This window comes from Vibrio ouci (assembly GCF_004551525.1).
Classification (GTDB): domain Bacteria; phylum Pseudomonadota; class Gammaproteobacteria; order Enterobacterales; family Vibrionaceae; genus Vibrio; species Vibrio ouci.
Genome location: NZ_SATR01000322.1, coordinates 1 through 533, shown reverse-complemented (window position 1 = coordinate 533; position 533 = coordinate 1). Strand labels below are relative to the sequence as shown.

Below are 533 nucleotides of genomic sequence, written 5' to 3'. Positions count from 1 at the left end.
CCCCTGTTCAACTACAAGTTGGGCTGCTTCGAGTTTAAATTCAGGGTTAAAGGTTCTTCTTGTACGTTTTGTCATGGTGTCACCTAATGTAGATGAGGTGCATCTTAACACCTCTAATCAGGTGGCCAAATTAACTATGCCACTACACTACTTGGTTATTTGGCAACCAATAAGCATTGTAAGTACTCCTTTCAGATTGTGTGACTTCTAGCCTTGGCGCATATACATGGATATCTTTAAATGGGGTGTATGATTTTATGCTTTCTATTTGTTCCCAACAAATAAACCCTGTCTTGTAGTGGTATATACCTTCGGGACTTACAACTAGTATTGTTCTTCCGTTAACCCAAGCCAAAACTTCGCGAAAGCCAAACAATAGCAGCAACAAAACTACAACTACTTCACCAACGTTTTCCGTAGGAGTTAGAAAATAAAGAGCAACGACAAGAGCAACCACCAAACTCCAGCGGCTTCTATAAACACGAACACCAATTGGTAAATCTCCCACTGAAACTCCTTATCCAGTTAACGCC

The 533-nt window shown here is 40.7% G+C and carries 1 protein-coding gene; it reads right to left on the bottom strand.

Features of this window, described 5'->3' with window-relative positions; genetic code table 11:
• Positions 1 to 142 precede the first annotated feature (142 nt).
• On the bottom strand, positions 143 to 508 hold the full coding sequence (locus tag ELS82_RS25845) for a hypothetical protein (protein ID WP_134837847.1): 366 nt from the start codon (positions 506 to 508) through the stop codon (positions 143 to 145).
• Positions 509 to 533: the final 25 nt, after the last annotated feature.